The organism is Kitasatospora sp. NPDC056531 (assembly GCF_042794375.1).
Classification (GTDB): Bacteria; Actinomycetota; Actinomycetes; order Streptomycetales; family Streptomycetaceae; genus Kitasatospora.
Genome location: NZ_JBHTTU010000083.1, coordinates 23937 through 28752 on the forward strand (window position 1 = coordinate 23937; position 4816 = coordinate 28752).

3 protein-coding genes are annotated in these 4816 nt (G+C 70.3%); 1 reads left to right on the forward strand and 2 read right to left on the reverse strand.

Translation table 11 applies throughout. From position 1 onward, the window contains the following. Positions 1–295: 295 nt before the first annotated feature. Complete coding sequence (locus ACFQ87_RS36690) at positions 296–1057, reverse strand: LuxR C-terminal-related transcriptional regulator (protein WP_380615269.1); 762 nt, start codon at positions 1055–1057, stop codon at positions 296–298. 247 nt (positions 1058–1304) lie between these two features. Between ACFQ87_RS36690 and ACFQ87_RS36695 the strand changes: the two genes are divergently transcribed. Beyond that, complete coding sequence (locus ACFQ87_RS36695; protein ID WP_380615270.1) at positions 1305–2717, forward strand: hydrolytic protein; 1413 nt, start codon at positions 1305–1307, stop codon at positions 2715–2717. A 624-nt stretch (positions 2718–3341) separates the two neighbouring features. Here the strand turns inward: ACFQ87_RS36695 and ACFQ87_RS36700 are convergent. Beyond that, positions 3342–4610: an MFS transporter gene (locus tag ACFQ87_RS36700; RefSeq protein WP_380615271.1), complete on the reverse strand. Its 1269-nt coding sequence runs from the start codon at positions 4608–4610 to the stop codon at positions 3342–3344. Positions 4611–4816: the final 206 nt, after the last annotated feature.

Genomic DNA, 4816 nt, shown 5'->3' on the forward strand with positions numbered 1-4816 from the left:
TGGTCGTACCACCCCGCAGGGGGGGGGGGGAGCGATGGGAACACAAAACCCCCCCCCCCACCCGGGGGGGCGTTGCTGCCCCCCCCGACCCCCCCCCCCCCTGACCCACAGACACACCCCCCCCCCCCCCCCGAGCCGGGGGAAACAACCTGTGTCCCCAAAGGGCAGGCGGCCGCGGTCGGGGGCGGGTCTCGGACGGTCGCGGCCTGGGGCCGCAACCCTCAGACCTGTGCCCCTCGGACCTGTGACCCTCAGGCCTGTAACCCTCAGGCCTGTGACCCTCCGGCCGTAACCCTCAGATCAGGCCCCGCCGCATGGCGTACCCCACCGCGTGCGCCCGGTTGCGCAGCCCCAGCCGCGTGATGATCTCGTGCAGCACGTTCTTGACGGTGCGTTCGGAGTAGGAGGTCTTGGCCGCGATCTCACTGGTGTCGAATCCCTCGGCGACCAGCCGGAGCATCTCCGCCTCCCGGGCCGTCAGGGTGGACAGGGTCAGGCCCCGCCCGTCGAGCATCGTGCGCTGGAGCATCCCGATCCGGTCGAGCAGTTCGCCGAGCAGGTCCCCGGGCATCACGCCCTCACCCTTGGCCAGGGCGGTGATGAGGTGCACCAGCCGGTCCTGGTCCGCCTCCGAGCGGCGCAGCACGGCGGCGACCCCGCACTCGACGATCGTCTGCAGCCCGCCGGCCTCGAAGTGGCCCACCACCAGACCTATTCGGCCCGACGTGGCGAGCCGCAGCCGGCGCAGGTTCTCGGCCACCGCCTCGGTCAGGGCGTCGACCACCAGCAGGGAGACCTCCGCCCTCCCCGCCTCGCCCTCGCTCAGCAGCTCCACCTCGGGCCGCTGGCGCAGCTGTTGGACCACACCGGTCTGCAGGATGATGTCCTCCGCGTACACCGCCACGCGTATCTGGGCCGGCTTGCCGCGCACCTGGGCGGGGACGGTCGGCGCCAACGGCCGGGCACTGCCGATCGTCCGGGCGCTGCCGGACCGCGGTGTCGCCTGGATCCGCCGGGTGGTGACGGACCCCTCACAGGTTGCGTCGGTCGACGTCATCGAACTCTCCATTCTCCATTCGGCCTTCAGTGGTGACGGTCGGCACCGCGGGGCGGTGTCGACCGTGGGTCTGCGCCGCCGGGGAAGCGGGCAGGCCGTGGGCCTGGGGACTGCGGGCATCCGACCCCGCACGGTGCTCCGCGATGGCACCGGGCAGCGTCGGTCAGTCCGTGCGGGCAAGGGGTGTGCCCACGCCTTGCCCGCACGGCCCTCTCCGCGGACCGTCCGCCGGTTCTACCCTCGCGCTATGACCACATCCGCCGAACTCGGCCTGCCCGCACTGACGGTGGCGCCCGGTGGCGTGGCCACCACGACGCTGACGGTACGCAACGACCTCGACATCGTTGAGGCGTACTCGCTGGAGGTGGTCGGCGACTGCGCCGCGTGGACGACGGTCGAGCCGGCCCGGGTCTCCCTCTTTCCGGGGACGTCCGAGACAGTGACGGTACGTCTGGCCCCGCCGCGTTCGCCCGCCGCCCGAGCCGGTGAATTCCCGCTCGGCATCCGCGTGTTGCCGACCGAGCGCCCCGAGCTGGTCACGGTTCCGGAGACCACGGTCACCGTGACGCCGTTCCACGAGCTGCAGGCCGCGCTCGCTCCCCGGCGCCGTCGAGGCTGGCTGCGCGGACGCTACCGGACGTCGGTGCGCAACCTCGGGAACGCCCCCACCACCGTGGTCCCCACCCCCGGGCAGGCGGGCGAGGAGCTGCGGTTCCGGGCCACCCCGGAGCGGCTGCGCCTCGAACCGGGCGAGTCCGGTGAAATGCGACTGCAGGCACGTGCCCGCAAGCTGATCTGGTTCGGCAAGCAGGCCTCCTGGCCGTTCGAGGTCACGGTGGGCCCGGAGGAGAGCGCGGCCGCCAAGGGTACGGACGGCAAGGGAACAGACGGCAAGGGAGCAGAGGGCAAGGGCGTCGGCGACAAGCCCGAGACCACTACCGTCGACCCGACGCCACTTCAGAAACCTGTTCTGGACGGCGAGTTCATCCAACTCCCGATCCTCCCCAAGTGGCTGCTCGCACTCCTGGCCGCGCTGATCGCGCTGCTGCTGGCCTGGTTCGCCCTGGTCCGCCCGGCGGTGCGCAGCTCCGCGAAGCAGGCCGCCGAACAGGCTGTCGCCCAGCAGAGCGCCACCCCGGCCCCGACCCCGACCCCCGGCGCACCCGCCCCCGGCGCACCGACGCCCCCCTCCGGCGGGAACCCCGGCGGCCAGGACAAGCCGGGCGCCGGACAGCCGAGCGGCGGTCCCGGCGGCGGCAACAACCCCGGCTCGGGCCTGGCGGTGCCGGGCACCGGACAGCAGAGCTCCGCCACGATCGAGGTGCAGACCGCGAACGGCTCCTCGTCCGCGGGCAGTTACCAGGTGCCGCACGGCAAGGTCTTCGACATCACCGACATCGTGGCCGCCAACTTCCAAGGCGACCAAGGACTGCTGACCATCAAGGCCGGCAAGCAGACGATCACCACCATCGCGTTGGAGACCTTCCGCAACCAGGACTACCACTGGGTGACCCCCATCCAGGTCCCCGAGGACCAGACAGTGACGGCGAACGTGACCTGCGAGTCACCGGGCACCCCGGCCTCGGGCAAGCAGGCAGCCACGTGCCACGAACTCCTCAACATCAGCGGCACGCTGAGCGACATCAGGCCGAAGAACTGAACCGGTGTGCAGGGTGCACCTTCCCTCCCCGGGCAACCGGACCGGAAAGGTGCACCGGCCACCCCGGCCATGTCAACGGGCCCCTTCCGTAGGAACCTGCCGGTCCGCCTCCGCACCCTCCCCCCTTCCGCAACACCGCTCGCGCCCCGTGATCATGTCAACAGCCAGGGGATACCCTGACCTGTTCGAACACAAACCGACAACTCGCTCGAACCCCACCGACACTGCCGACCTGCCCTCCCGGGGAAACCGGGCAGGCCCCGCGGGCACCCCGTCCATCCCCCGCGGACGGCGAAGTCTGCCCTGACGCACTGCTGACGCCCCGTCTCCCCGCCACCAGCTTGGCGCCGTTCCCTCACCGAAGACGGCAACAGGGCCGTACGCGCACCAAACCGCCACAACGAGAACGCACCCACTCACGATTCGTCCCCACCCGGCCCTGCACGTCCCCCCTGCCCGACGCCGGCCACCTCTGCCCGCAACTCCTCGGTCGTGGCCGGAAAGACCAAAAGGCGTGCCCCCCGGGTATCACCCGGGGGGCACGCCTCCACGTCCGGGGTCGTGCCCGTTACCGTCGCAGCGCGCCGACGTGATCAACCACCCCGCGGCATCACCGGTTCAACCTCAGCAGTCGGCCTCCAGCAGCGGGGATTCACCTTGCCGACGTTGTGCGGCTTCTGTACCCGGTTTCCCGCGGCGCGTTCGCTCGGCCCATGCGGCCACCGGAGGTCCTGCCGCGCCCAGGCCCGCGAAGAGTGCGCCGAGGAGTAGCCATCCCACGTGTCCGAGCGCAAGGGCTGCTCCGGTCAGGATCACAGGGGCGAGGGCTTGGCCTGCGTCGAAGCCGATTCCGAAGAGGCCCTGGTATTGCCCTTGGGCATGCTCGGGTGCGAGACCGAAGCCGAGTGCGAAGCCGGCCGACGACTCCCATACCTCCCCGACGCTGTGGATGCACACCGCGAGGGCGGCGAGCGCCGGTGCGGCCCACGCGGGAACGTCAGCCGTCAGTGCCATCAACGGACAGCTGACGAGGAACAGGAGTCCGGCGAGGCGGAAGGCGCGGCCACCCTGTCGTGGGGTTTCCACCTTGGAGCCGAGTCTGCTTTGGAGCAGTACGCAGACGCCGCTGTTGATCGCGTAGACCGCTGCCACGGCCCAACGCGGTGCGCCGGTGTGGGCGGTGAGCCAGATCGGCAGGAGAAGAGAGACGATCTGGTACTGCAGGCCCATGGCACTGTAGAGCGCGACGAAGGACACGTACGGCCGGTCGGCCAGGACGGACCACTGACGGTGCTCCTTGGGCCGGGGCAGAGGCCGGTAGTTCGGGACGCCCAGGAACACGATCAGTCCCGCACAGGCGAAGCTGGCGGCGTTTGCGAGGATCAGCCCGGTGTAGGCAGGGCGAGTGTTGATCTGGATCGCGAAGGCCGCGCCCAGGGTGCCCACGACGACGCCGAGATTGACGAAGGTGCGGAGTCTGGCCCGGAAGGCGGCAGGACGTTCACCGCCGACTCTTGCGATGAGTGCACCGCCCGCGGCGCCGCTTGCCGTGGCGGCCAGCCGGTCCAGGGTGGCGACGAGCGTGAACGCGAGCCAGCTGTCGATGAAGACGAAAGCCGCCATTGTGGCGGCCTGTAGAACGAGGGTCATCAGCCAGATCGCGCGCGGCCCGTACCGGTCGGCCAGATTCCCCGCCGGTATGCCAGCCGCCAAGCCGCTGAGGCCCGCGATCGTCAGACCCGCTCCCACCTGGGTGGCGGGCAGGTGCACTACGAGCGTGAAGTAGAGGATGGAAGCGGCGTTGAAGAGACCGTTGCCGACCCTGCTGACGAAACTGGCAGTGATCAGAGCTCGCTGCGGACCGGAAGCCGGCTCGCTCGATACCCGTTGCATGGACCCCCTCCTGATCATGTCAACCAGGCTAACAGTGGCACTGCACAGCGTCGGTCGGCCCGCTCGCTCCTTCCGGACACATCCGAATCAGCCGGAACCTCGCGTCCTCGGAACGCGAAGAACCCCCATCCGGAATCCGGATGGGGGTTCTTCTGAATGATTGTTCGGCGGCGTCCTACTCTCCCACAGGGTCCCCCCTGCAGTAC

What these genes read in the sequence shown, in the direction of transcription:
- ACFQ87_RS36690 (WP_380615269.1), bottom strand. Translation starts at nt 1,057, where the DNA reads ATGACGTCGACCGACGCAACCTGTGAGGGGTCCGTCACCACCCGGCGG.
- ACFQ87_RS36695 (WP_380615270.1), top strand. Translation starts at nt 1,305, where the DNA reads ATGACCACATCCGCCGAACTCGGCCTGCCCGCACTGACGGTGGCGCCC.
- ACFQ87_RS36700 (WP_380615271.1), bottom strand. Translation starts at nt 4,610, where the DNA reads ATGCAACGGGTATCGAGCGAGCCGGCTTCCGGTCCGCAGCGAGCTCTG.